The sequence below is a fragment of the Flavobacterium araucananum genome (assembly GCF_002222055.1).
Taxonomy (GTDB): Bacteria; Bacteroidota; Bacteroidia; order Flavobacteriales; family Flavobacteriaceae; genus Flavobacterium; species Flavobacterium araucananum.
On sequence record NZ_MUGS01000015.1, the window covers coordinates 141767 to 164481 of the forward strand.

At 33.7% G+C, this 22715-nt stretch carries 19 protein-coding genes and 1 pseudogene; 8 read left to right on the forward strand and 12 right to left on the reverse strand.

What is annotated here, in order from left to right; translation table 11 throughout:
* Positions 1-126: 126 nt before the first annotated feature.
* Positions 127-1236: a pectate lyase family protein gene (locus B0A64_RS10650; protein WP_089479500.1), complete on the reverse strand. Its 1110-nt coding sequence runs from the start codon at positions 1234-1236 to the stop codon at positions 127-129.
* Between the two features lie 228 nt (positions 1237-1464).
* On the opposite strand from B0A64_RS10650, the gene B0A64_RS10655 reads away from it, so the two are divergent.
* Positions 1465-2034, forward strand: coding sequence for a Crp/Fnr family transcriptional regulator (locus B0A64_RS10655; protein ID WP_089479501.1), 570 nt, complete (start codon positions 1465-1467; stop codon positions 2032-2034).
* A 283-nt stretch (positions 2035-2317) separates the two neighbouring features.
* On the opposite strand, the gene B0A64_RS10660 is transcribed toward B0A64_RS10655, so the two are convergent.
* The 3 genes from B0A64_RS10660 to B0A64_RS10670 form a co-directional block, all read right to left on the reverse strand.
* Positions 2318-2866, reverse strand: coding sequence for a HutD family protein (locus B0A64_RS10660; RefSeq protein WP_089479502.1), 549 nt, complete (start codon positions 2864-2866; stop codon positions 2318-2320).
* Between the two features lie 129 nt (positions 2867-2995).
* Complete coding sequence (locus tag B0A64_RS10665) at positions 2996-3502, reverse strand: GNAT family N-acetyltransferase (protein ID WP_089479503.1); 507 nt, start codon at positions 3500-3502, stop codon at positions 2996-2998.
* 47 nt (positions 3503-3549) lie between these two features.
* Positions 3550-5082 (reverse strand): S10 family peptidase, encoded by a 1533-nt coding sequence (locus tag B0A64_RS10670; RefSeq protein ID WP_089479504.1) that lies wholly within the window; start codon positions 5080-5082, stop codon positions 3550-3552.
* A gap of 360 nt (positions 5083-5442) precedes the next feature.
* Between B0A64_RS10670 and B0A64_RS10675 the strand changes: the two genes are divergently transcribed.
* From B0A64_RS10675 to darG, 3 genes are all read left to right on the forward strand, one after another.
* Positions 5443-5838 (forward strand): helix-turn-helix domain-containing protein, encoded by a 396-nt coding sequence (locus B0A64_RS10675; protein WP_089479505.1) that lies wholly within the window; start codon positions 5443-5445, stop codon positions 5836-5838.
* 334 nt (positions 5839-6172) lie between these two features.
* Positions 6173-6796, forward strand: a complete 624-nt coding sequence (gene darT, locus B0A64_RS10680) for a type II toxin-antitoxin system toxin DNA ADP-ribosyl transferase DarT (protein ID WP_123875913.1) — start codon at positions 6173-6175, stop codon at positions 6794-6796.
* 1 nt (position 6797) lies between these two features.
* Positions 6798-7835 carry a type II toxin-antitoxin system antitoxin DNA ADP-ribosyl glycohydrolase DarG gene (darG, locus tag B0A64_RS10685; protein ID WP_089479507.1) on the forward strand — a complete coding sequence of 346 codons (1038 nt, stop codon included), beginning with the start codon at positions 6798-6800 and terminating at the stop codon, positions 7833-7835.
* A gap of 59 nt (positions 7836-7894) precedes the next feature.
* Here the strand turns inward: darG and B0A64_RS10690 are convergent.
* From B0A64_RS10690 to thrA, 6 genes and pseudogenes are all read right to left on the reverse strand, one after another.
* Positions 7895-8056 (reverse strand): annotated as a pseudogene (locus B0A64_RS10690) (threonine synthase); the annotation flags it as partial.
* Between the two features lie 145 nt (positions 8057-8201).
* Entirely contained in the window at positions 8202-8732 is a 531-nt protein-coding gene (locus B0A64_RS10695; protein WP_089479509.1) for a hypothetical protein, read from the reverse strand.
* Positions 8733-8783: 51 nt separating this feature from the next.
* A complete protein-coding gene (locus B0A64_RS10700) occupies positions 8784-9260 on the reverse strand; it encodes a hypothetical protein (protein WP_089479510.1) in 477 nt (158 codons plus the stop codon).
* Between the two features lie 134 nt (positions 9261-9394).
* Positions 9395-10684 (reverse strand): threonine synthase, encoded by a 1290-nt coding sequence (thrC, locus tag B0A64_RS10705; RefSeq protein WP_089479511.1) that lies wholly within the window; start codon positions 10682-10684, stop codon positions 9395-9397.
* A 581-nt stretch (positions 10685-11265) separates the two neighbouring features.
* Positions 11266-12201 (reverse strand): homoserine kinase, encoded by a 936-nt coding sequence (locus tag B0A64_RS10710; protein WP_089479512.1) that lies wholly within the window; start codon positions 12199-12201, stop codon positions 11266-11268.
* Between the two features lie 167 nt (positions 12202-12368).
* A complete protein-coding gene (gene thrA / locus B0A64_RS10715; RefSeq protein ID WP_089479513.1) occupies positions 12369-14816 on the reverse strand; it encodes a bifunctional aspartate kinase/homoserine dehydrogenase I in 2448 nt (815 codons plus the stop codon).
* A gap of 710 nt (positions 14817-15526) precedes the next feature.
* On the opposite strand from thrA, the gene hutH reads away from it, so the two are divergent.
* The 4 genes from hutH (at position 15527) to B0A64_RS10735 (ending at position 20655) form a co-directional block, all read left to right on the forward strand.
* A complete protein-coding gene (hutH, locus tag B0A64_RS10720) occupies positions 15527-17041 on the forward strand; it encodes a histidine ammonia-lyase (RefSeq protein WP_089479514.1) in 1515 nt (504 codons plus the stop codon).
* Between the two features lie 48 nt (positions 17042-17089).
* Entirely contained in the window at positions 17090-17734 is a 645-nt protein-coding gene (locus B0A64_RS10725; protein ID WP_007810732.1) for a DUF47 domain-containing protein, read from the forward strand.
* A gap of 32 nt (positions 17735-17766) precedes the next feature.
* Positions 17767-19098 carry an inorganic phosphate transporter gene (locus B0A64_RS10730; RefSeq protein ID WP_089479515.1) on the forward strand — a complete coding sequence of 444 codons (1332 nt, stop codon included), beginning with the start codon at positions 17767-17769 and terminating at the stop codon, positions 19096-19098.
* A gap of 171 nt (positions 19099-19269) precedes the next feature.
* Positions 19270-20655 (forward strand): SMI1/KNR4 family protein, encoded by a 1386-nt coding sequence (locus tag B0A64_RS10735; protein WP_089479516.1) that lies wholly within the window; start codon positions 19270-19272, stop codon positions 20653-20655.
* 7 nt (positions 20656-20662) lie between these two features.
* On the opposite strand, the gene B0A64_RS10740 is transcribed toward B0A64_RS10735, so the two are convergent.
* Positions 20663-21181, reverse strand: a complete 519-nt coding sequence (locus B0A64_RS10740) for a DUF421 domain-containing protein (RefSeq protein WP_089479517.1) — start codon at positions 21179-21181, stop codon at positions 20663-20665.
* Positions 21182-21277: 96 nt separating this feature from the next.
* Positions 21278-22651: a 30S ribosomal protein S6--L-glutamate ligase gene (gene rimK, locus B0A64_RS10745; protein ID WP_089479518.1), complete on the reverse strand. Its 1374-nt coding sequence runs from the start codon at positions 22649-22651 to the stop codon at positions 21278-21280.
* Between the last annotated feature and the right edge of the window lie 64 nt (positions 22652-22715).

Consider the following 22715-nt stretch of genomic DNA (forward strand, 5'->3'; position numbering starts at 1 on the left):
AAAAATCACAGTAAAAAAAAGAACCATATAAGTAGTTTAAGAATGCAAAAGTCAATTAGACTCAACACAACTTAAATAACTTATATGGTTTAAATAAAAAAAACTAAACTAACTCATCTTTTTTAACTAGAACGATCCACACGTGTTACCGGAAAAAGTAGCTCCGGCTCCTGCAGTAACATCAGCTTTAACAGCAGATGCAGCAAGTTTCACGATTGTATAAGGAGGTGTAAAAGCAGTTTTACTACCTAATTGATTTCCTGATGTATTAGCAAAAACATTATCTACTGCAGTAACCGCTGTATAACCGGTCATTAAATCGATAGGTGTTTTTACACCGTCGAAAGAGTTTCTTTCAACAAGAAGGTTTGCTTCAAATCCAGCTGCAATACATTTATTACTTGCAGTACTATTAAAATAGTTGTTGATCAAATGCACTTGTCCGTAACGAACTCTTGGCATTCTTTCTTTGCAACCTGGAGACCACCAACAACGGGCAAAAGTAATTTTTAATGTACCACGATCAGCAGTTGCACCATCACTTGAACCAATTAAGTTTGAGAATCTGTGATCATCAGTTCCGCCTGAACCACCAGCTTTGGCAGGTTTCAGGTAACCAAATTTTGTATAAGAAACCGTTACATAATTAGATTTGTTTTTGATGTCAAAGTTTCCATCAACACCATCTCTAAATTCGCAGTGGTCAACCCATACATTTTGGCAATCGTCCAAAATAGCATTATCCCAACCGTCAGTGTCATAAGCACCAGGACCTTCAAAAATAAGGTTTCTGATGATTAAGTTTTTAACTCTTTTGATGTTGATAATACCGGAAGCATCTTTAGTTTGGTTTGTAGAAACTAATTTTGCACCGCTAGTACCATAAATAGTTTTACCGCTTTGATCTTGCAATGATAATCTTGTCGTAACGGTAATTGTACCGGTAACTTTGATCACTTTTACGGCACTGTTTTCAATTGCCAATTTCAACTGAGCGTAGTTAGTCACAGTTGTTTCAGCAGCAGTTCCTCCACCGGTTGTACCACCGTTTTGAGAAGCCCATCCGGGAACTTCAGAACAGTTTCCAACTTTTGCAGTCAGACTACCAGAAGTAGGTGTTGCAGTTTCAATAATAGCGCTCTCACTGTTTGGAGATGCAATGTCTTCGGTGTTACAAGCTGTAAAACCTAAAATCAGTGTTAGTAGGAACACTGAAAATGTTGATTTAAATTTCATAATAATAAATTGGGGGTTTATATTAATTTAACAGTGCAAAACTGACTATAAAAACTTTGTAAAAAGTTGAACAAGTTCAATGTTTTGAAAATAATTGTATAAAAAGTGTTTTTTTAACAATTGTTAATTTACAAAAATGCATAAAAAAAGTACTTTTGCGTAATCGATTACATAATTTTTTAATTAATTCAAAACTTACGCCCCAAGTAAGAATAAAAGTAAAAACGCATGTACAAGCCCCTAAGATTAAGTATTGAACGCAAAATCCCGTTATCAGATGAAGAATGGGAATTTGTTGTTGAAAAAGCCGAGTTTATCAAACTAAAGAAAAATGAATACCTACAAATTCAGGATTCAAACAGTTCCTACGAAGGCTTTATTTTAAAAGGTACTTTCAAAACCTACATTTTGAATGACAACGGTACCGAAAGTGTTATTTTCTTCTCTTTTGAGAACGAATGGATGTGTGACCTCGAAAGTTTCTATCATCAAAAGCCAACAACCTACAATATCAAGGCGATTGAAGACAGTGAGATTTTGGTCATTAGCAAAGCAAATAAAATGCTCTTATTTGAGCAAGTGCCCAAGCTAATTCAGTTTCATATCATTATGGTCGAAAAAGCAAACATCGCCATTCAGCAAAGACTTATAGATGTCTTAAACAAAACTTCGAAGCAAAGGTATCTCGAGTTTATCGATAAGTACCCGCACAAAGTAGAAAAAATCAATAATAGAAACTTATCGTCTTATCTTGGTGTTTCGCACGAATTTTTATCAAAGATTAAAAGGACGGTTTAAAAAAGGTTCAAAGGTTCAAAGGTTCCTTTAGAGGCGTACTGCAGTGCGTCTCTGTATTATTAAAAAAATCTCGCAAAGTCCGCAGAGACGCAAAGTTTTTAAACCATGTAATAATATAAGGAAATTTAAGTTTTGTATAAAGAAATAGCCCACAGATTTTACTGATTCGACAGATTATCAGGGATTGTTTTTCTAAAATGAACTTATATCACTTATGTGGTAAAAAACAAATAATCTTTGCGACTTCGCGTCTTTGCGCCATTAAAAAAACTTCGTGATCTAATTAAAAATCCAATATCCCAAAGAGGCATTCAGTAGAAAAATCAATTATTATATTTTCCTTTTCTGGATTTTCAATGACTAATAAATCATAAGGTTTTAGATCATACGACGTCTCATTAATTTTAATAACGGTTGTATCCAGAGAATATAAAATTATTATTTGAGCCTTACAATTCTCATTACTATTTGTTATTTTAAGGTTATGATGGGCTATTTTTTCAGAAACCATCCAGTTAAAATCAATGCCTTTTGTATAAGAAGTCACATCATCATTAGATTTAAATTCTATGATTTCATATTTCTCATATACCTTTTTTTCTTTGTTTACCTCAATAGCTAAGCCATTATCAAGCATAACCAAATAGCGGTGATAGCCTTTAAATTGGGTAAACTCCGAGGGAACTTGCTCTATTGTAGCACTACTTATTCTGAATAGAAAATCCTTGTCGGCGTAGTTTGCTGTTTTCGGATATATGATATATTCATACGTCAACCCGCCACTCCAGATAGAGGATTTACTATCTTTTTTAGATAAATGGGTTATGTTCATTTACTTAATATTTTATAAGATTTGAAGTATCTAAGATTCATATTTAATCTACTTTTAAATGAACTTATATCACTTATATGGTAAAAAGGAAAAAAAACTTTGCGCCTTTGTGTCTTCTTGGCAAACCATTTAAACGTGCTTCTCTAAATAAATAAACTCCAAAGGTTTATCAGAAATATTAATATGAATATCACTCGAAGGAAAAGGTTCTCTTTCGCCCGTATCAACATAACCATGACGTTTGTACCACGCAATAAGTTCTGAACGAACCGAAACAACCGTCATACTAAGCGTAGACAATCCCAAAGTTTTGGCATGAATTTCAGCTTCTGCCAGCATCTTTTTACCAATCCCGCTATTTTGTAATTCAGGCGAAACAGTTAACATTCCTACATACAATTGATCTCCTTTTTCGACCAATAAAACAGATCCGATAATCTTGTCGTTCTCTGTATATTTCAGGAATGTATTTTTAGGATCTAAAATAATTGCTGTTAATTCTTCATCGGTAGTTCTTTTTCCGGCTAATAAATGCGCTTCTGTAGTCCAGCCTTTTTTTGAAGTTTCGCCTCTGTACGCTGAGTTTATTAATATTGTTAATGAGGGAATATCTTGTATTGTAGCTTTTGAGATCATGAATTATAGTAGTTGTAATTTAGCTTCTTTAAAATTAGAAATTAGATTTAATATTTTGCAGGTTCGCCAGCCTTAGGCAATGATTGCTTTATAAATGTTCTGATGTCTTCATTTGCAGCTTCTAAGTCAGCCTTTCTCAAATACATCATATGACCGCTTCTGTAGCCTTTCCATGACATTCGATCACTTAGTTTTCCGCTTGTATCCATTTGCCATAAATTGTATTTAGAATTAAAATAGTCACAGGCACCATCATAATATCCTGATTGCACCATTACGTGCAAATATGGATTTTGAGCCATGGCTTGTCTCAGGTTTTCGCCTGTTTTATCATTAGATCTGTCCCAGGGAAATACAGAACCAAACATATTATATTTAAAATCTGTTTTGTAATTAAGATTATTACGAACATACATATTGATGGCAGGTGTAAAAGAATGTAGCCAGGACGTAAGTTCGGCATTAAAATCCGGACTTTCACCAGAATCCTTACGATCAATTCCTTTGTACCTTGAATCAAGTCTTCCTATGGTATAACCTTTATCTCTTAGCAGTTCTTTCCAAAAATAATCATACGGAACGTCTAAATTATTTTGCAGGATCACTTTCTCAGAAATACCGGAATAATGTGCCATTTTTGTGGCAATTTCTTTTCTTTTTTGTTCTTCTAAAGATCCCCCTTTAGATAATGCAGGAAGAAGTTCGTTGATGGTAAAATCTTCAACCTCGGGTAACATAGCAGTTAAATCTTTGTTTTGAAGATCAGGACTCAGCATTTTGTGATACCAGGCGGTAGCTGCAAAATAGGGTAGTTTAAGCGCAGCGTCTGAAACAACACCACGGGTTATCCCTAAATCAGTAGGAGAGACCAAAATCACTCCGTTGAGATACATCCATTGATTGTTTTGTAATTCAAGCGCCAATCCCGAAACACGGGTTGTGCCATAACTTTCTCCTATCAGGTATTTAGGCGAAGCCCAACGATTAGAGCGGGTTACAAAACCATTGATCCAATCGGCTAAATATTTTATGTCGGCATTTACGCCAAAGAACTTTGTAGTAGGGATTTCTTTGCTTGTAGGTCTTGAATACGCTGTGTTGACAGGATTTACAAAAACGATATCAGCAACATCCAAAATAGAATAAGGATTTTCCTTTATTCCGTAAGGCTGTACAGGATATCCTTCATCATCAATATTTAACAAACTTGGTCCCGTATAAGCAATCTGCATCCAAACCGAAGCAGAACCCGGACCACCATTAAATGAAATAACCAAAGGACGTGAATCCCGATCTTTTACATCAGAGCGCTCATAATAGGTATAGAATAATCCGGCAATTGCTTTTCCGTCTTCGTCCCAGACAGGCATCGTCCCGGTTGTTGCTTTATAAGGAATTTTTTGTCCTTTTATTGTGGTCGTATGATTTGTGATAACCTGAGAATCCGGATTGAAAGTAAGGTTAGCAGCAGAACTTTCTTCTTTTGCAACCGGTGGTTTATCCGCAGCTTTTGGTTTTGACTCTTGGGAATATGAAGTAAAAAATCCAGCTAAAAGAAATAAAAATATTGTTTTTTTCATAGAATTAGGGAGTGTTATTGAATTTCAATGGTCTAAATAGTGACTATAATTAGAGTTTTTAAAGATATAAAAAAATAGTAAGTCTCGCTCGTAATAGAACGCTGATAAAACGGATTTTCTTTCGCAATCCCGATAGCTATCGGGAGCAGATTTAAACGGTTTATATATTAAAAATCAGTATTAATCCGTGTCTTCGTGATAACGAATCCGTCGAATTTGCGTCTGATATTTTAGATTTAATTTTATAGCAAGCTTTTGTAAACAACAGTTTGTATACATTATGAAATACGTATCTTACAAAAACGACTTGTTTTTTACCTAAATTTATTTTCGTTTAAGAATTTTAAATATCTTTGAATCATGAGTACAGCAATAAAACCAAAACATATCGGCAGAAATATAAGCCGTATCAGAGAGCTTAAAGATATGAAACAGGAAGTACTGGCGGAAGCTTTAGGAATAAGCCAGCAGACAATTTCGAATATTGAAAAAAGCGAAACTGTCGACGAACAAAAACTAAGTGACATAGCAAAAGTTCTTGGAGTTTCTGTTGAAGCAATTAAGAACTTTTCGGAAGAAGCGGTTTTTAATATTATTGGAAACACCATTCAAGATAACGGAACACTTTCGACTACCACAGGTAATTATAATTGCACTTTTAATCCTTTAGATAAAGTTGTTGAACTTTACGAACGTTTGGTGCAAGCAGAACAAGATAAAGTTGAATATTTGGAGAAATTATTGAACGGGAAATAATCGTTTTTTGAGTATAGATTAGAATAAAAAAGAGATCTTATTAAGATAAGGTCTAATGTCTCTTTTTTTGTTTTTTTTGCGTTTATGAGCAGGACGCTCATGCTGAAGACAAGGAAATAGAAATAGGAAAACTGAAAGGGTAAATTGTATTTATAAATAAAAAGACAAGTTTATATTGTTTGATTGAAAATTTTAGATTACTTGGTTTTACTTCTCTTTATTTTTTTTTAAAGTAATAATTTTGATATCAATACTTTTAAAAATTCTATAATCATAATAATCTTTTCTTTGATAAGTGCGTTGAATTAATTACGTTTGATAAAACTCTATAGTAGTGACAGATTTAAATAAAATTTATCTTTTTAGAATGTTACATATTGATAACATGGAACATGTGTTGCAACATGGAATTACTAAAATAGATTCCGTTAATGCAAATAAAAACTATAAAGCAATTGGTGATGGAAGCCTAATAAATAACCGCAATTTTTTTTTTACTCCCAATGGGAAAACTCTCAGTAATTACATACCTTTTTATTTTTGGTGTAGAATGCCGATGCTTTATGTTATACAAAAAGGTTTTAATGGAGTTCAAGCTACATCTGCAGAAAATATAGTTTATTGTATAACTACTGTTGCTCAAATAATTAATTTAGGACTTGATTATATTTTTACGGATGGTCATGCGGTAAATTGCTTGAGTAGTTTTTTTTTACCTAATGAAATTACTAAAATTGAAGAAATAATTGATTTAAAGGTTATTAAAGATTCTTATTGGAATGATCCTAAAGATTTGGATAAAAAACGAAGAAAAGAAGCGGAATTTCTGATTGAAAAAGACATACCTTGCGAAGCAATTGGGAGATATGCGGTGTATAATCAAAAAGCTAAAGATAAGCTTTTAGGATTAGGAATACCAGATGACAAAATTTTAATAAAAAGCGAATTTTATTTTTAATATGCTCAAATTTATAAAAGGGAATTTACTAGAAAGTGAAGCTGAAGCTTTAGTCAATACAGTAAACACTGTTGGTGTTATGGGTAAAGGAATTGCATTGCAGTTTAAAAATCAATTTCCAAATAATTATAAGGTTTATGCTAAGGCATGTAAAAACAACGAATTTCATATTGGAGAGTTATTAGTTACTGAAGAGCAATCATTATTAGGAGGAAAAAAAATAATCATAAATTTCCCAACAAAAACAGATTGGAGAAAACCTTCAGAATATAGCTATATCGAAAAAGGAATGATTGAACTTGTTAAAGTAATAAAAGATAGAAATATCAAATCAATAGCTATTCCTCCACTGGGTGCTGGTCATGGTGGATTAGATTGGAATAAAGTAAGTAGATTAATGCAGTATTATCTAAAAGATATTGATACTGATATTTCAATTTTTCAGCCAAATGCTACAATTGAAGAAGTTTTAAAAAAAGAAAGAGTTAAATTAACTCCTGCAAGAGCAATGTTATTATCTGTTCTTTTTGAATTGGTTAGAAATGGAGAATTTGTTTCAGAATTTGCAGCTGAAAAAATAGCATATTTTTTACAAAAGTTTGGAGCTAAAGATAATTTTAAATTAGAATTTTCTGCAAATTTTTATGGACCTTATTCAGGGAAAGTTAAACATGTTCTATACTATTTGAATGGGAGTTATATTACAGGATATAGTTCTAAAGATAAAAAACCATTTGAGGAAATTGCGTTAAGAGCTAACACCGAAATGGAAATAATTGAATTTTTAGATTTTCCTGAGAATAAAAAATATAAAGAAACTGTCGAAAAAACAAAAGCTTTCTTAAATGGCTTTTATTCTTCATTTGGATTAGAATTATTATCAACCATAGATTTTATTATTGTAAATAAGAAAACGAAGTCAGAAGAAATTATAATAGAGCATCTTGAACAATGGAGTGAAAGAAAAAAAACTTTTTCTAAGTTTATAAGTATTGCTATGAAAAACTTCGAAAAGCATAATATGCATATAGATAATTAAAAAAAAATTAGAAGCCATGAAGTTATTTTTCATGGCTTTTAAATTTATTTATCTCAATATTACCCCAAAAAAGCTTTCAATTCCTCATAAGTTTTAATCTTAACGCTTACTTTATCCTCATTAATAACACTCTCAATTTGTTCCGGAATAGGAAGTGTAATTCCTAGCGCCCGTTCAACTACATCAAGAAATTTGATAGGATGTGCGGTTTCTAAGAAAACAGTATGCTGTGCGAAGTCTCCGACTTCGTACCGGCTCCTATATTCCATTCTAATGTCTTGTAATTTGTTTTGTGATTATTGGAACGAGTACGAAGTCTGAGACTTCGCACACCGGTGTAAGGAAGTAAGAACAAGAAAATAATATCTAGTTTTTTTCTTTTCTTATCGCCAAGACAAGAAAAATTGAGCCAATAATATAAAGGAAAATAAACAAAATACGGTAAAAATCTTTATTTGAATTTACTTTTTGTATTTGTTTTGTAGTTGATTCATTTACAATTTGTAATGTGTTGACTTTTGTAATGAAATTCATGTAGTCTGAAAAGCTATGAACATTTTTTGAAGCGTTTGATAAAGTGTCTTTCATTTTAGATTTCACTATATCAGTAGTATCTAAACTTGTAATTTGGACTATTTTCGCAAAAGCGATTTTTTGTGCTGCCAAGTTAATGTTTAACGTTCTGTACTGTTGTTCTGTAATACTATCATTTGGAAATTTAGCAATAAAGTATTTTAATTCTTTTAATTCAGAACCTTTGTCAATAATAGATTGGCTCATAGCGCTATTTAATAACGATTCAGATTTGTCGTTATAATAATCAAAGAGTAAATTTTGAATTAAAAATGAAATTACTATAATTAATTCTCCTGTAATTTTCAATTGTTTTCCTGTCATTGGTATTTTTATTATTAAGTTCGATTTGCAGCAGGCATTGTAATTAAATATTTATTCAAATATTCCCCAAATATATCTGTCGTCAACAATTGAATTTGGGTTCTCTTTTACTTTCTCTAAAAAAAGATCAAGATTACGATATACTCTAAATTTATAAGCCTTTTGTATGTTATTATCTTTTATAATTATTTTCCAAACTCTCCTTTTATTAATCATTACAGCAGTTCTTTGAACTTCAGTAATAGAAGATAGCGGATGTTGAACCACTGGTAAATTTGATGTAATACAATAGAGATTGTTTTCATCAAAATAAAGAACAGGTTTTTGAAATATATTGTTTTCGAAACCAAATAATAAAAATGTAGATGGGGCAGATAGTTTGTAAAGGTCATCTAAATTAAGATTGGTTCTTTTTTTAAACTCTATTGCTTTTTGCTCTTTGATATATTTGATGTATGAAAGTATTCTTTTGTAATTGAGAAGTAGAATTATTATTACTGCTAAAAGAATAATTATTTTTATGTTCATATGAGTTTGTTATTTGAAATAGCGGATCAAACATAAGAAACTATCTATAAAAAGAAAACCACAAATTGCACAAATTTTCAAAATAAATTAGTGAAAATTAGTGTAATTCGTGGCTTTATTTTTTTTAAGAGTTTTTACTCTAAGAAACTCTTCAATTCCTCATAAGTATTAATCTTAACACTAACTTTTTCCTCATTAATAACACTCTCAATTTGTTCCGGAATAGGAAGCGTAATTCCTAGCGCCCGTTCAACAACATCCAAGAATTTAATAGGATGAGCGGTTTCTAAGAAAACACCAATTGCATTTTCGTGTTTTTGTAATTCTTTTTTCAAACCTAAATATCCAACTGCACCGTGTGGTTCTGCAATATAACCGTCGACTTTGTAAATTTGTTTTAGAGCAACAAGCGTTTCTTCGTCAGTATAACTATAAGAAGAAAAGTCTTTTTCGAAAGCTTTTAGGTCGTTATTATATAATTCCTGAATTCTAATAAAGTTACTTGGGTTTCCAACATCCATGGCGTTAGAGATTGTGGCTTTAGAAGGTTTTGGATCGTATTTTCCGCTTTCTAAGAATCTTGGTACAGTATCATTTACGTTTGTAGACGCAACAAAATGTTCAATTGGTAAACCTAATTTCTTTGCCATAATTCCGGCGCAGATATTTCCGAAATTTCCACTTGGGCAAGAGAAAACCAATGGTTTGTTTTGGCTTTTCAACGCTTTATAAGCAAAGAAGAAATAGAACATTTGCGGCAACCAACGCGCAATATTAATAGAGTTTGCCGATGTCAGGTTTTTATGCGCCAGAGTCTCGTCTAAAAACGCTTTTTTTACCATATCCTGGCAATCATCAAAAACACCATCGACCTCAAGTGCTTTAATGTTTTGACCTAAAGTGGTCAATTGTTTTTCCTGAATGTCGCTTACTTTTCCTGACGGATATAAAATCACAACATCAACGCCGTCAACACCAAGAAATCCGCTTGCAACAGCGCCGCCAGTATCTCCCGAAGTTGCTACTAAAACCGTATTTTTACTGTCTTTTTTATCTTTATTAAAATAGGCCAGACAACGTGACATAAATCGCGCTCCAACATCTTTGAAAGCCATGGTTGGTCCGTGGAATAATTCAAGCGAATAAATCCCTTTTTCGACTTCTACCACGGGAAAATCAAAGCTTAGAGTTTCGGCGATAATTTCTCTTAAATTTTCTTCTGGAATTTCATCGCCCACAAATTGCTGAATCACATCAAATGCGATATCATTGTGGCTTAAATTTTCGATTACGTTAAAAAATGCAGGATTTAAAGGCGTAATAGTTTGAGGAAAATACAATCCTTTATCACTCGCTAATCCTTGTATCACAGCTTCTTTAAACGAAACTTCTGGTGCATTATGGTTTAAACTGTAGTATTTCATGGTTTATTTTAGATTTTAGACTTTAGATTTTAAATTTTTCGAAAAAAGAGAATAGAGTATAGAAAATAGACCTTTCTGTAATCAAATTTCAATTTTTTAAATTCTAAATTCTAATGGTTGTTTTTTATTTAACCGCAAAGATCGCAAGGAAATGGTTTCTTTTGAAAACGCAATCCCTATAGCTATCGGGAGCAAAGCTTTGTGGTGATTTTTTTAATTTTAATAATTATTATTCGGTTTTTTTGTCATTCCGAGGAACGAGGAATCTTCGCGAGAAGCTCGACAAAGATTGACTTACATTACGGAGTTACTAGCGGAGATTTACTTCGTCTATTCGCTATCGCTCGGGTCTCGTTCCTCGAAATGACAAACGTTATGTTTTTTGTTAGCGTCTATACTTTGTGTGCTATACTTTGCGGGACTTCGACTTCGCTCAGTCTGACAAACGACATGTTTTTTGTTAGCGTCTATACTTTGTGTGCTATACTTTGCGGGACTTCGACTTCGCTCAGTCTGACAAACGTTATGTTTTTGTTTTAATTATTGCACAAACCAATTGGTGTAAATTCGTGAAATTAGTGTTATATAATCCTAACCCCATCCGGATTAATTTTCGAAACGTGAATTTCATAAGGCAAATTCATTTTTTCGTAAACATCGCTCATGGCTTTGGCAATTTTATCTGCGGTTTCTTTTCCTTTGCTTAGCGCAAAAATCGACGGACCGGAACCTGAAATTCCGGAACCTAAAGCGCCGTTTTCGAGAGCCGTTTGTTTAATTAAATCAAAACCCGGAATCAAAACACTTCTCAGAGGCTCGACGATCTCGTCATGAAGAGATCTTCCTATCAAATCATAATCTTTGGTGTATAAACCTGCGATTAATCCGCCCACATTTCCCCATTGCATAATGGCGCTTTTCAGGGAAACGGTTTGTTTTAATACCGAACGTGCATCAGATGTTTTGAGCTCAATTTGAGGATGAACCACCGTTGCAAATAATTCCTCCGGACTATCAATCCTGATAATATCCAGTGGAGCATAACTTCTTACCAAAGTAAAGCCACCCAAAAGGGCAGGAGCAACGTTGTCTGCATGAGCGTTTCCGCTGGCTAATTTCTCGCCTTGCATCGCAAATTGCACCAAATCTTTACGAGAATAGGGTTGTCCTAATAATTCATTAATCCCAAAAACGGCTCCGGCAGAACTTGCAGCGCTGCTTCCAATTCCGCTTCCGGCTTTGATATGTTTGTAGATTTCGATTTCAAAACCAAAAGTTATCGGTTCAAAATCTCTTTCATAGGCTTCTAACATTGCCAGAGCCGCAACTCCCGCAACATTTTTCTCGGTTTCTAAAGGCAAATCGGCACCCACAATTTTAGTAATACGAACTCCTTTTTGTTCTGTTTTTCGAACAATCATTTCATCACCCGCATTGTCTAAGCAAAGTCCAAGTACGTCAAATCCGCACGAAAGATTCGCGATAGTTGCCGGGCAAAATAGTTTTATTTCTTTCATTTCTGGTTGGTTTTGCCACGAAGGCACAAAGTCACAAAGTTTTATTTTTTAATGCTTTGGTTTTTTGCCACGAAGGCGCGAAGACGCAAAGATTTTTTTATTTTTTGCGCTAAGTTTCAAAGAACAAAACTTAGAAACTTAGCGTCTTAGTGCCTTAGCGGCTAATACTAGTTATTCCCTATTCGAATTACATCCGCAAAAATTCCTGAAGCGGTTACGGCTGCGCCTGCTCCGGCTCCTTTTATCAATAACGGCTGATCTACGTAACGATCTGTGTAGAAAAGTACGATATTGTCTTTTCCTTCTAAGTTATAGAAAGGATGATCTTTCGGGATGAATTGAAGACCAACGCTTGCTTTTCCGTTTTCGAATTGAGCAACGTATTTCAATCTTGAATCTTTGGCTAATGCCTCTTCATAAATCTTTCCAAAATGAGCAGCGTGTTTTGTTAACGAAGCAAAAAAGTCTTCATTATTGGTTGTGGCTAAAGATTCTTCTGGCAAGAAGGACTCGTTTGCAATGGCATCAATATCCATTTCGTAACCACTTTCGCGAATTAAGATCAGGATTTTACGGGCAACGTCAATTCCGCTTAAGTCAATTTTTGGGTCTGGTTCAGTAAATCCCTGAACTCCGGCTTCTTTTACTACATCGTGAAAAGAATTGTTCTTATCAAAATTGTTGAAAATAAAGTTCAGACTTCCGGATAAAACCGCCTGGATTTTATGCACTTTGTCGCCAGAAGCAATTAAGTTTTTTACAGTATCAATAATAGGTAATCCCGCGCCAACATTCGTTTCAAATAAAAACGGAGCATTGTATTGACGAGATAAACTTTTTAGTTTTTTATAATTATCATAAGCAGATGAACAAGCTATTTTATTACAAGTTACAACGGCAATACTTTGTTTTAAGAATTTTTCGTAAGTTTCAGAAACGCTTGCATTTGCAGTAATATCCACAAAAATACTGTTACGTAAATTAAGCTCTTTGGCGCGTGCGATAAACTCTGTTGGAATCGCGTGTTCTCCTTTGTCCAAAGCCGATTGCCAGTCTTTTAGTGAAATTCCGTCTTCATCAAAAAGCATTTTTCTGGAGTTTGATAAAGCAATTACACGAACATTTATCTTTAAATTTTCTTTTAAAAACTTTCTTTGGTTATGAATTTGCTCGATGAATTTTTCACCCACATTTCCAACGCCCATTACAAATAGATTCAGCTGTTTGGTGTTTTCTTCAAAGAAGTTTTCGTGCAACGTATTCAATGCTTTTTTAACATCTCTTTCGTTAATTACAGTCGAAATATTACGTTCAGATGCTCCTTGTGCAATGGCACGAATGTTTACGTTGTTTTTACCTAAAGTACTAAACATTCTTCCGCTTAAACCCTGGTGATTTTTCATGTTTTCACCAACCAAAGCAATGATGCAAAGATCTTTTTCGACAATAGCAGGATCAATTTTGTTTTGTAAAATCTCAACTTCAAAAGCTTTGTTGATCGCAGCTTCTGCATTATCTGCGTCCGAGTTTAAAATTCCGATACAAATAGAGTGCTCAGAAGAAGCCTGAGTAATAAAGATCACATTGATTTTTTCCTGAGACAATACTTCGAACAGTCGTTTTGATGAACCTGAAACTCCAATCATTCCCGGACCCTCAAGGGTTACAAGCGAAATATTGTCGATATGGCTGATTCCTTTTACAACAGTATCTTTTGATGAAACGTGATCGGAAATTAAAGTTCCCTCAGCTTCCGGCTCAAAAGTATTTTTGATTAATATTGGAATATTTTTTCGTAAAACAGGCTGAATCGTTGGCGGATACAGCACTTTGGCTCCAAAATGCGATAACTCCATTGCTTCCTGATAAGAGATAGTCGCGATTGGTTGTGCTTGTTTTACAATTTTTGGGTTGGCAGTAAACATACCGTTTACGTCAGTCCAGATTTCTAATTGTTCTGCATCAAGAGCTCCGGCAATAATGGCAGCAGTATAATCAGAACCGCCACGACCCAAAGTAGTTGTGATTCCGTCAAGATTCTGAGCGATAAATCCGGGTAAAATATTGATTTTCGATTGGTCTTCGCCAAAATATTCCTGAATGAGTTTGTTCGAAATTTCAAAATTCACAACCGCTTTACCAAAGTTATTGTTGGTTTTTATTAATTCGCGACTGTCCTTATAAACGACATTTTTATCAATTTGTTGATACGCTTGTGCTATAATATAAGACGAAAGCAATTCTCCAAAACTTAAAATAGTATCGGCAGTTCTTGGCGATAATTCGCCTAATAAAAAGCAACCGTCTAATAACGTTTCTAAGTGGTTTATGATTCTTTTTACATGGCTTAGCAAACTGCTTTGCTCGCTTACCGGAATTAAATCTTTTAGGGTGTCAAGGTGTTTTTTCTCGATTTCAGCGACAATATCTCTGAAACTTTCGTCGTTTGCTGCTGCTTTTGACGCTGCTAACTGCAATAAATCGGTTACTTTGCTTAAAGCAGATACAACGACAATTAATTGATCTTGTTTCGATTTTTGATTTATAATTTCGAGAACGAGTTTTATATTTTGAGCATTGGCAACCGAAGTTCCGCCAAATTTTAATACTTTCATTTTGATGTTTTTTAATAAGGTGCAAAGATTTTGAGTAACAAAGGTTCAATGGTTATCCACTGTGAACTGAAACTGAAAACTGCGACTATTTTTTTTTCTTTGTAAATGTTTTTCATGTATCCATTGCCTTTCTTCTTTCGAGAGAAAAGTATAGATAACCTGGATTATATGTAAAATGTATACCCCTAAGGGGTAGTAGTTGTTGTAGTAGAAGTTGTTGTAGCAGCAATTGTAACTCTGGTTTGAGTTGTCATTGTAGATTGATATTTTGCGCTGTTACTTTTCATTTTGATTTTTCAAAAGTACAGTTTTTTATAAAAGTTAAAAACTCTAATTTCCTTTTTACGAATATTTTAATATTTCAATTATAAGAAATTTAATATTGAGTATTTGTTAAAATTAAAACTCTAAAGTTGGCTTATTCCTATATTTAAAGCTTTTTCGTACATGGTTTAAAATTAATACAACCTTAATAATTTTAAAAATTAGTTCAAAAAGGAGTGTTTTTATCCTATATATTAAGTAGGAAATATTTTTGCCGTTTACAAAGACGAAATTTATAATTTGATTTATTATACTATAAGGACTTGCTTTTGTTGTTTTTAAGATGTCTTTTTTATTTTATTTGCAATGAAGATTAAATAATCCTCAATAATCATTGCTTTTTAATATTGATTTGTTGAATTTTGGGGTCTTAAAATACAAACAACATGAGAGAAATCCATTATATAAGTACAGAAACCTTAAGTTTAGAAGCCCTTCAGGAAATCATAGTGAATCAAAAAACACTTGAATTATCAGAGGAAGCGAAAGTAAATGTTCAAAAATGTCGTGATTATTTAGATAAAAAAATGGCTTCGCATTCAGAACCTATTTATGGTATCAATACAGGATTTGGGTCTTTGTGTAATGTGAAAATTTCGAATGAAAATTTATCAAAACTTCAGGAAAACCTCGTAAAATCGCATGCATGCGGTACGGGAGAAGAAGTTCCTGCTGAAATTGTAAAGTTAATGTTGTTGCTTAAAATTCAATCTTTAAGTTACGGACATTCTGGAATTCAGTTACAAACGGTAAATCGTCTGGTTGATTTTTACAACAACGATATTTTGCCTATTATCTATACTCAGGGTTCTCTTGGAGCTTCTGGAGATTTGGCACCTTTGGCACATTTATCTTTACCTTTATTAGGAGAAGGTGAAGTTTTGTTTGAAGGAAAAAAAGTAGCTTCAAGCGAAGTTTTAAAACGTTTTGACTGGAAACCAATTGTTTTACAGTCAAAAGAAGGTTTAGCATTATTAAACGGAACTCAATTTATGAGTGCTTACGGAGCTCATATTTTAATAAAAGCCTATAAATATTCTTATTTAGCAGATTTAATAGGTACCATTTCATTAGAAGGTTTTGACGGAAGAAGCGAACCTTTTAACGAATTGATACATTATATACGTCCTCACAAAGGGCAAATCGTTACGGCGCAACGTATTAATGAATTTCTGGAAGGAAGTGAGATTATTGCTCAGGAGAAAAAACATGTACAAGATCCGTATTCTTTCCGTTGTATGCCACAAGTTCACGGCGCTTCAAAAGATGCGATCGATTATGTTCGAAAAGTATTCAAAACCGAGATCAATTCGGTTACCGATAATCCAAATATATTTATCGATGCCGATCAGATTATTTCCGGAGGAAACTTTCATGGGCAACCTTTGGCTTTGGCCTTAGATTTTATGGCAATTGCCTTGGCTGAGTTAGGAAGCATTTCTGAAAGAAGAACCTATCAATTGATTTCAGGATTGCGTAATCTTCCGGCATTTTTGGTAGATAATCCGGGATTAAACTCCGGATTTATGATCCCGCAATATACAGCGGCAAGTATTGCAAGTCAAAACAAGCAATTGGCAACTCCGTCAAGCGTAGATAGTATTGTATCCAGCAATGGGCAGGAAGATCATGTAAGTATGGGGGCAAACGGAGCAACAAAAGCGTTACGTGTTTTAGATAATCTGGAGCGTATTTTGGCGATCGAATTAATGAATGCTTCTCAGGCGATTGCATACAGAGAACCTCTAAAATCAAGTGATTTTATCGAGATGTTTTTGAGCAGTTACAGAGAGGTAGTTCCTCTTGTAAAGGAAGATAGAATCCTGCATTACGACATCGAAAAGACTGTTGAATTCCTGGACAGTTTTCAAATTGAAAACGATTTGTTAACAATGGCTTAACATTGCAAAGTATTATTGAAGTAATTTTGCACTATCAAAAATATAAAAATGTCAATAAACAGTATTTTCCAATTTTTAGTGCCGAAAGACAAGAAATTCTTTCCACTTTTTGAAGAAGCTTCAAGCAATTTAATTGAATTAGCGTCTAATTTACACGAAGCTGTAAATCTTCCATTGAAAGAAAGAGAAGTTCTTTTTCAGAAAATTGACGAGTTAGAGCAAAAAGGAGAAGACATTACACGTCAGACCAATCTGGAATTGAGTAGAAATTTTATTACTCCATTTGATAGAGAGGACATTCATACATTAATTACTTCTATTGATAACGTTGCAGATTATTTGCACGGTGCAGCAAGCAGAATGAGATTGTATCAGGTTGATAAGATTACAAAATCGATCAGAAAAATGACCGAAATTAATCTTGAAGCGTGTCAAAACATTGATAGTGCCGTAAAAGAATTGAGAAATTTAAAAAATTTCAAAGTCATAAAAGATGCTTGTGCGAGAATTAATAAATTAGAGAACAAGTCAGATAACGTTTATAACAAAGCAGTTTTTGAAATTTTTGAAAACGAAACAGATGCTAAAAATATTATTAAATATAAAGAAGTATTATCTGTTTTAGAATCAGCAACAGATAAATGTAAGAGTGTTGCAAACATACTGGAATCTATTTCTGTAAAACATTCTTAAATTCAATTTATTTCATTCTGAAGTTATAATTTATGACGCTACTTATAATCATTATAGTATTAGCCTTAATTTTTGATTACATCAACGGTTTTCATGATGCGGCAAATGCTATTGCAACAGTTGTTGCCACAAAGGTTCTAACGCCTTTTCAGGCAGTTCTTTGGGCAGCATTTTTTAACTTTTTGGCCTATTGGGTTTTTGGATTTGGTGTTGCGGATACTGTTGCAAAAACGGCGCACACCATGGAGATTAACCTGGTTGTTATTCTGGCCGGTGTTATTGCAGCAATTTGTTGGAATTTATTGACTTGGTGGTTAGGAATTCCTTCAAGTTCATCTCATACTTTAATTGGTGGTTTTGCAGGAGCAGCAGTTGCTCATGCGATCGCTGTACACGGTTTTTCTGGTTATGTCGATGCAGATGGTGCCACACATTATTGGTATCAAATCGTAAGTTGGTATAAGGCAGGAAAAGATGGCGGAATGCCCTCAGGAGTACTTATAATTATTGCTTTTATTGTTTTAGCACCATTGTTAGGGGCGTTGGCTTCTTATTTAATTTCGATTTGGTTGCTTAATGCTTCCCGAAAAGTTATTGGTCCTAAAATATTTACAGTTGCCTTAATGATTGCCACAGTTTGGTTGGTGAGCAGTTTAATGGTTCCTTATGCTGATATTGACAAACCTAGATTTGCTTCTCATTTTTGGAGTGTGGCTTTCGATCCGCATAATATTAAATGGTTTTTAGTTGCTTTTATCATCTTAACGGTAAGTGCATTTTGTTTGATATTTAGTAGTTTGAATCTTCATCAGGCAGATGCTGCATTAAAAAAGATGCAATTATTATCTTCTGCGGCCTTTAGTTTAGGTCACGGTGGAAACGATTCGCAAAAAGTAATGGGTATTATTGCTGCTGCTGTAGCAGTTTATATCAATACAAATCCGGGTGTTCACATGGCTACCTGGTTAGATGTTGTATTACCAAACGACGATTTAGGTATCAAAGGAGTAATGCCGGGATGGATTCCGTTAGCGTGTTATTCTGCAATTGCTGCCGGAACATTAAGTGGTGGTTGGAAAATTGTAAAAACAATGGGTTCTAAAATCACAAAAGTAACTTCGTTTGAAGGTGTTGCTGCTGAAACTGCAGGAGCCTTGACACTTTATTTTACAGAGCACCTAAAAATTCCGGTAAGTACAACACATACCATTACAGGTTCTATCATCGGGGTTGGATTAACAAAACGTGTTTCAGCTGTACGTTGGGGAGTTACTGTAAGCTTAATTTGGGCTTGGATATTAACCATTCCAATCTCAGCAATATTAGCAGGTTTAGTATACTATATTTTAAGTGTATTTATCTAAAATAAAAAAGATTTTTGAAAAATGTGAGAGGTAAAAATCATATTTTAAAACATACCAAAAAAGCTGGTTTCTTTACTGAAACTGGCTTTTTTGTTTGATGTTGTTAGTTGTTTTGAAATTATAATGTATTTATATTTACTCCATAATAAAAGAATAGATAAAGGTTAAGGAATGGATAAATTGAACCAAATAGAAAGAATAAAAAGCAAGCTGATCCTTGCAAAAGGTGCGGATAAGGATTTTAAAGTATTTGGTGCAGGCAGTCATCAATATACTTTAACAAAAACGGTAAGTAGCGATGATATTCTGGGTTTTGAAAAGGACTATAATTTAGAGCTTCCGGAGGATTATAAAGCGTTTTTACTTCACGTTGGCAATGGTGGAATTTCGTATGCAAATTCTGCTGCTGGACCAGGTTATGGAATTTATCCTTTCGGAAAAAACATTGATGAATTCATCTCTGAAAATGTAAAACAATATTTGGCAGAAGATTGTGTAATTTATCCAAATATGTCTGATGAATTTTGGTCTGACCTGAATAAAAATATCGAAGAAAATGAAGATATTTCTACAGAGGACTTTGATCTTGAATTAGGTAGAATATTTTCAGGATTATTACCAGTCGGAACTCAAGGTTGTACGTATTATTATGCACTTGTTTTAAACGGTGAATTTAAAGATAGAGTCGTTTATGTTGATAGTGACAGGCAAAAGCCATATTTTGCTTTTGAGACTAATTTTTTAGATTGGTACGAAAGATGGCTGGATGCCATTATACCTGAAGATGTAATGGTAACTGATCCTGATTTGTTTAAGTTTACATTAGGCGGGTTGTCTCGTTCTATTTTTGAAGTTTATTTTTGTGCGGAGGATGATGAAACTAAAAAAGAATGTTTGAACGGAATCTTAAAAAAGAAAAAATTAGATTCTGATGTTCTTGTTGTGGTAGAAAAACAATACGAATTAAGCTTGGGTGAAATTCAAAAAATGCTACTTCAAATATTGACCAAGTTTGATTATGAACGTGCAAAACCTTATTTAATTGATTTTGCAAATAAAAGTTTATTAGGTGTTTTTCAGTTTGTATTTTGGTACGCAAAAGATAGAAGTACGGATTGGTTAGAAGTTATAAAATCAAATACAGAAAATATCAATGATGTTGAAACCTTTCGATTTTGTACCTATTTGCTAAGAGAGATGAACCTGGATTATGGTGGTATTATTGTTCCCTTTACATCTCATAAAAATAAGAAAATAAGAATTGATGCTTATTACTCGCTTGGACAATTGGAGAATAAAAGCAATTATACAGATGTTTTTATTGCAGGTCTTAATGATGATTCAAACAGAGTTATTCATACAACTTTGCAGGCGTTGGAAGGAGTAGAAGATAAAAAGCTTTTAAAGTTTTATAAACTCATTGCTGAAAAATTTCCAATAGAAGAAGATTATATTTTAGCTAATCTTAATCATAGGCTTAAACCATTTGGTTTAACCAATAAAACAATAAAAAATATAAATACGGATACCTATCAGATCAAGATCCCGAATAAGTAAAATGAAGCTATTTTTGTAAATTTTTGCGATTGTGTTTTCGCTTGTAATGAGTTTGCTTAAGATTTTTTTTATCTTCAGAAATGATGCTTATAGTCCCGTCGATTTCCAGCATAGCAAGCTTTACATCTCCAAAAAATTCAATTCCGTGTTCCCGCATTGCTTCTTTTAGTTCTTCGTGTGAGATGTCTAATTTGCTTAATGCTGTAAAATCCAGCTTTCCGTCATGGATTAAAATCTCGGGTTTGTCTAGAAGCAGATTGTTTAGAATTTTGTATTTGTGCGTAAGCTTTTTAATGATGTAATTGATTATAAATAAAACCAACGCCGCTACCAAACCACCAGAAAGACTCGTGTCAGGACCAACCATAGCGTTTTGAACAGAATTACTAATCAGTAAAATCAGGATAATATCGGCAGTGTTTAATTGCGAAAGTTCTTTTTTTCCAAAGATTCGCAAAGCAATTGTCATAAAAAAATAAACAGCAACACTTCTTAAAATAATATCTAAATAGGGTAGTAGGTTCATTTTCTTTTTAGGATTTAAATTAAAAAAAAGCTTTGTCAAAGTGTTGAACCCTGACAAAGCTGCTAATATAAATATAGGATATTAAGTTAGAATGAACTAACTAATTATTTTAAAATTCTTTTCGATTGCTCTAATCATTTCTCCGGCAATATCTTTGTTTGTCGCGCCTTCGATACCTTCAAGACCTGGCGAAGAGTTTACTTCAAGCAATAAAGGTCCTTTTGAAGAACGAATAATATCAACACCAGCAACCTTTAAATCCATTGCTTTTGCGGCTTTTATGGCGATTTTTTTCTCTTCGGGAGTTACTTTTATGATCGATGCGGTTCCGCCAAGGTGAATATTTGCTCTAAATTCTCCTGGCATTGCTTCACGCTGTATAGCGGCAACCACTTTTCCGTCGATTACAAAACAACGAATGTCTTTTCCGTTTGCTTCTTTAATAAACTCCTGAACCAAAATATTGGCATTTAAGCTTTTAAAAGCATTGATAACACTTTCTGCTGCTTTTTTAGTTTCGGCAAGAACAACCCCTTTTCCTTGTGTTCCTTCTAATAGTTTTACGATTAAAGGAGAGCCTCCAACCATTTTAATCAGATTGTCAGTATCCAAAGGAGAATTGGCAAAACCAGTTGTTGGTATGTCAATTCCGTTGTTTAAAAGCAATTGCAAAGAGTATAATTTATCTCGTGATTGCGTTATGGCTGTAGCCGAGTTTAAAACAAAAACCTTCAAAGCTTCAAACTGACGTGTTAGAGCGCAACCGTAAAAAGTAATGCTTGGTCGAATCCTTGGAATAATCGCATCAAATTGATTTAATATTTTTCCGCCTCTATAATGAATCTCCGGAGTTTTAGCGTCCAGTTTCATGTAGCATTCTTTGATGTTCAGGAAATGCATTTCGTGACCGCGCATTTCACCGGCTTCCATGATTCTTTTATTGCTGTACAATTCAGGATTACTCGCCAAAAGTCCGATACGCAAACCAGAAGTTGCTTTTTCTGAATTTTGATATAATTCTTTTAATGTTTCAGTAGAAGGTTGCCCTAACATGTATTTTTCTTCCGGATCAACCAATACACGTCCGCTCATAGCTTCACGGCCTAAAAGCATGCGAAAACCCATTGAATCCCTGTTGGTCAATGTCATTTCTATTGGCCATTTTATTTCGCCAAGTTTTATGCTGGTTTGAATTACATAACGATGTTCTCTGAAACCACTCGAACTTTTTACAATTCTTTTGTCAACCAGAGGAGCTTCGCAATGAATGATGGTTTTAATATTATTCTGAATTGGATTAATATCGAATTTCACCCAATTGGCATCATTTTTTATAAAAGGAGCTATGTTTATAGCGTGCATTGCCGAAGTTTTGGCACCAGAATCTACACGAGCTTTGATTGTTGGAATTCCTAATTCTGGAAATGAGCACCATTCTTCGCTACCTAAAATGACTTTGTTTTGAAGCATACGTTGTTTTATATTATATAAATTTAATAGTCAAAAATAGCTATTTGCTTTTATTAAAGATAGT

Bases quoted from the DNA above. Each gene is read 5' to 3' on its own strand.
- B0A64_RS10650 (WP_089479500.1), bottom strand. From the start codon at position 1,236: ATGAAATTTAAATCAACATTTTCAGTGTTCCTACTAACACTGATTTTA.
- B0A64_RS10655 (WP_089479501.1), top strand. From the start codon at position 1,465: ATGTACAAGCCCCTAAGATTAAGTATTGAACGCAAAATCCCGTTATCA.
- B0A64_RS10660 (WP_089479502.1), bottom strand. From the start codon at position 2,866: ATGAACATAACCCATTTATCTAAAAAAGATAGTAAATCCTCTATCTGG.
- B0A64_RS10665 (WP_089479503.1), bottom strand. From the start codon at position 3,502: ATGATCTCAAAAGCTACAATACAAGATATTCCCTCATTAACAATATTA.
- B0A64_RS10670 (WP_089479504.1), bottom strand. From the start codon at position 5,082: ATGAAAAAAACAATATTTTTATTTCTTTTAGCTGGATTTTTTACTTCA.
- B0A64_RS10675 (WP_089479505.1), top strand. From the start codon at position 5,443: ATGAGTACAGCAATAAAACCAAAACATATCGGCAGAAATATAAGCCGT.
- darG (WP_089479507.1), top strand. From the start codon at position 6,798: ATGCTCAAATTTATAAAAGGGAATTTACTAGAAAGTGAAGCTGAAGCT.
- B0A64_RS10695 (WP_089479509.1), bottom strand. From the start codon at position 8,732: ATGACAGGAAAACAATTGAAAATTACAGGAGAATTAATTATAGTAATT.
- B0A64_RS10700 (WP_089479510.1), bottom strand. From the start codon at position 9,260: ATGAACATAAAAATAATTATTCTTTTAGCAGTAATAATAATTCTACTT.
- thrC (WP_089479511.1), bottom strand. From the start codon at position 10,684: ATGAAATACTACAGTTTAAACCATAATGCACCAGAAGTTTCGTTTAAA.
- B0A64_RS10710 (WP_089479512.1), bottom strand. From the start codon at position 12,201: ATGAAAGAAATAAAACTATTTTGCCCGGCAACTATCGCGAATCTTTCG.
- thrA (WP_089479513.1), bottom strand. From the start codon at position 14,816: ATGAAAGTATTAAAATTTGGCGGAACTTCGGTTGCCAATGCTCAAAAT.
- hutH (WP_089479514.1), top strand. From the start codon at position 15,527: ATGAGAGAAATCCATTATATAAGTACAGAAACCTTAAGTTTAGAAGCC.
- B0A64_RS10725 (WP_007810732.1), top strand. From the start codon at position 17,090: ATGTCAATAAACAGTATTTTCCAATTTTTAGTGCCGAAAGACAAGAAA.
- B0A64_RS10730 (WP_089479515.1), top strand. From the start codon at position 17,767: ATGACGCTACTTATAATCATTATAGTATTAGCCTTAATTTTTGATTAC.
- B0A64_RS10735 (WP_089479516.1), top strand. From the start codon at position 19,270: ATGGATAAATTGAACCAAATAGAAAGAATAAAAAGCAAGCTGATCCTT.
- B0A64_RS10740 (WP_089479517.1), bottom strand. From the start codon at position 21,181: ATGAACCTACTACCCTATTTAGATATTATTTTAAGAAGTGTTGCTGTT.
- rimK (WP_089479518.1), bottom strand. From the start codon at position 22,651: ATGCTTCAAAACAAAGTCATTTTAGGTAGCGAAGAATGGTGCTCATTT.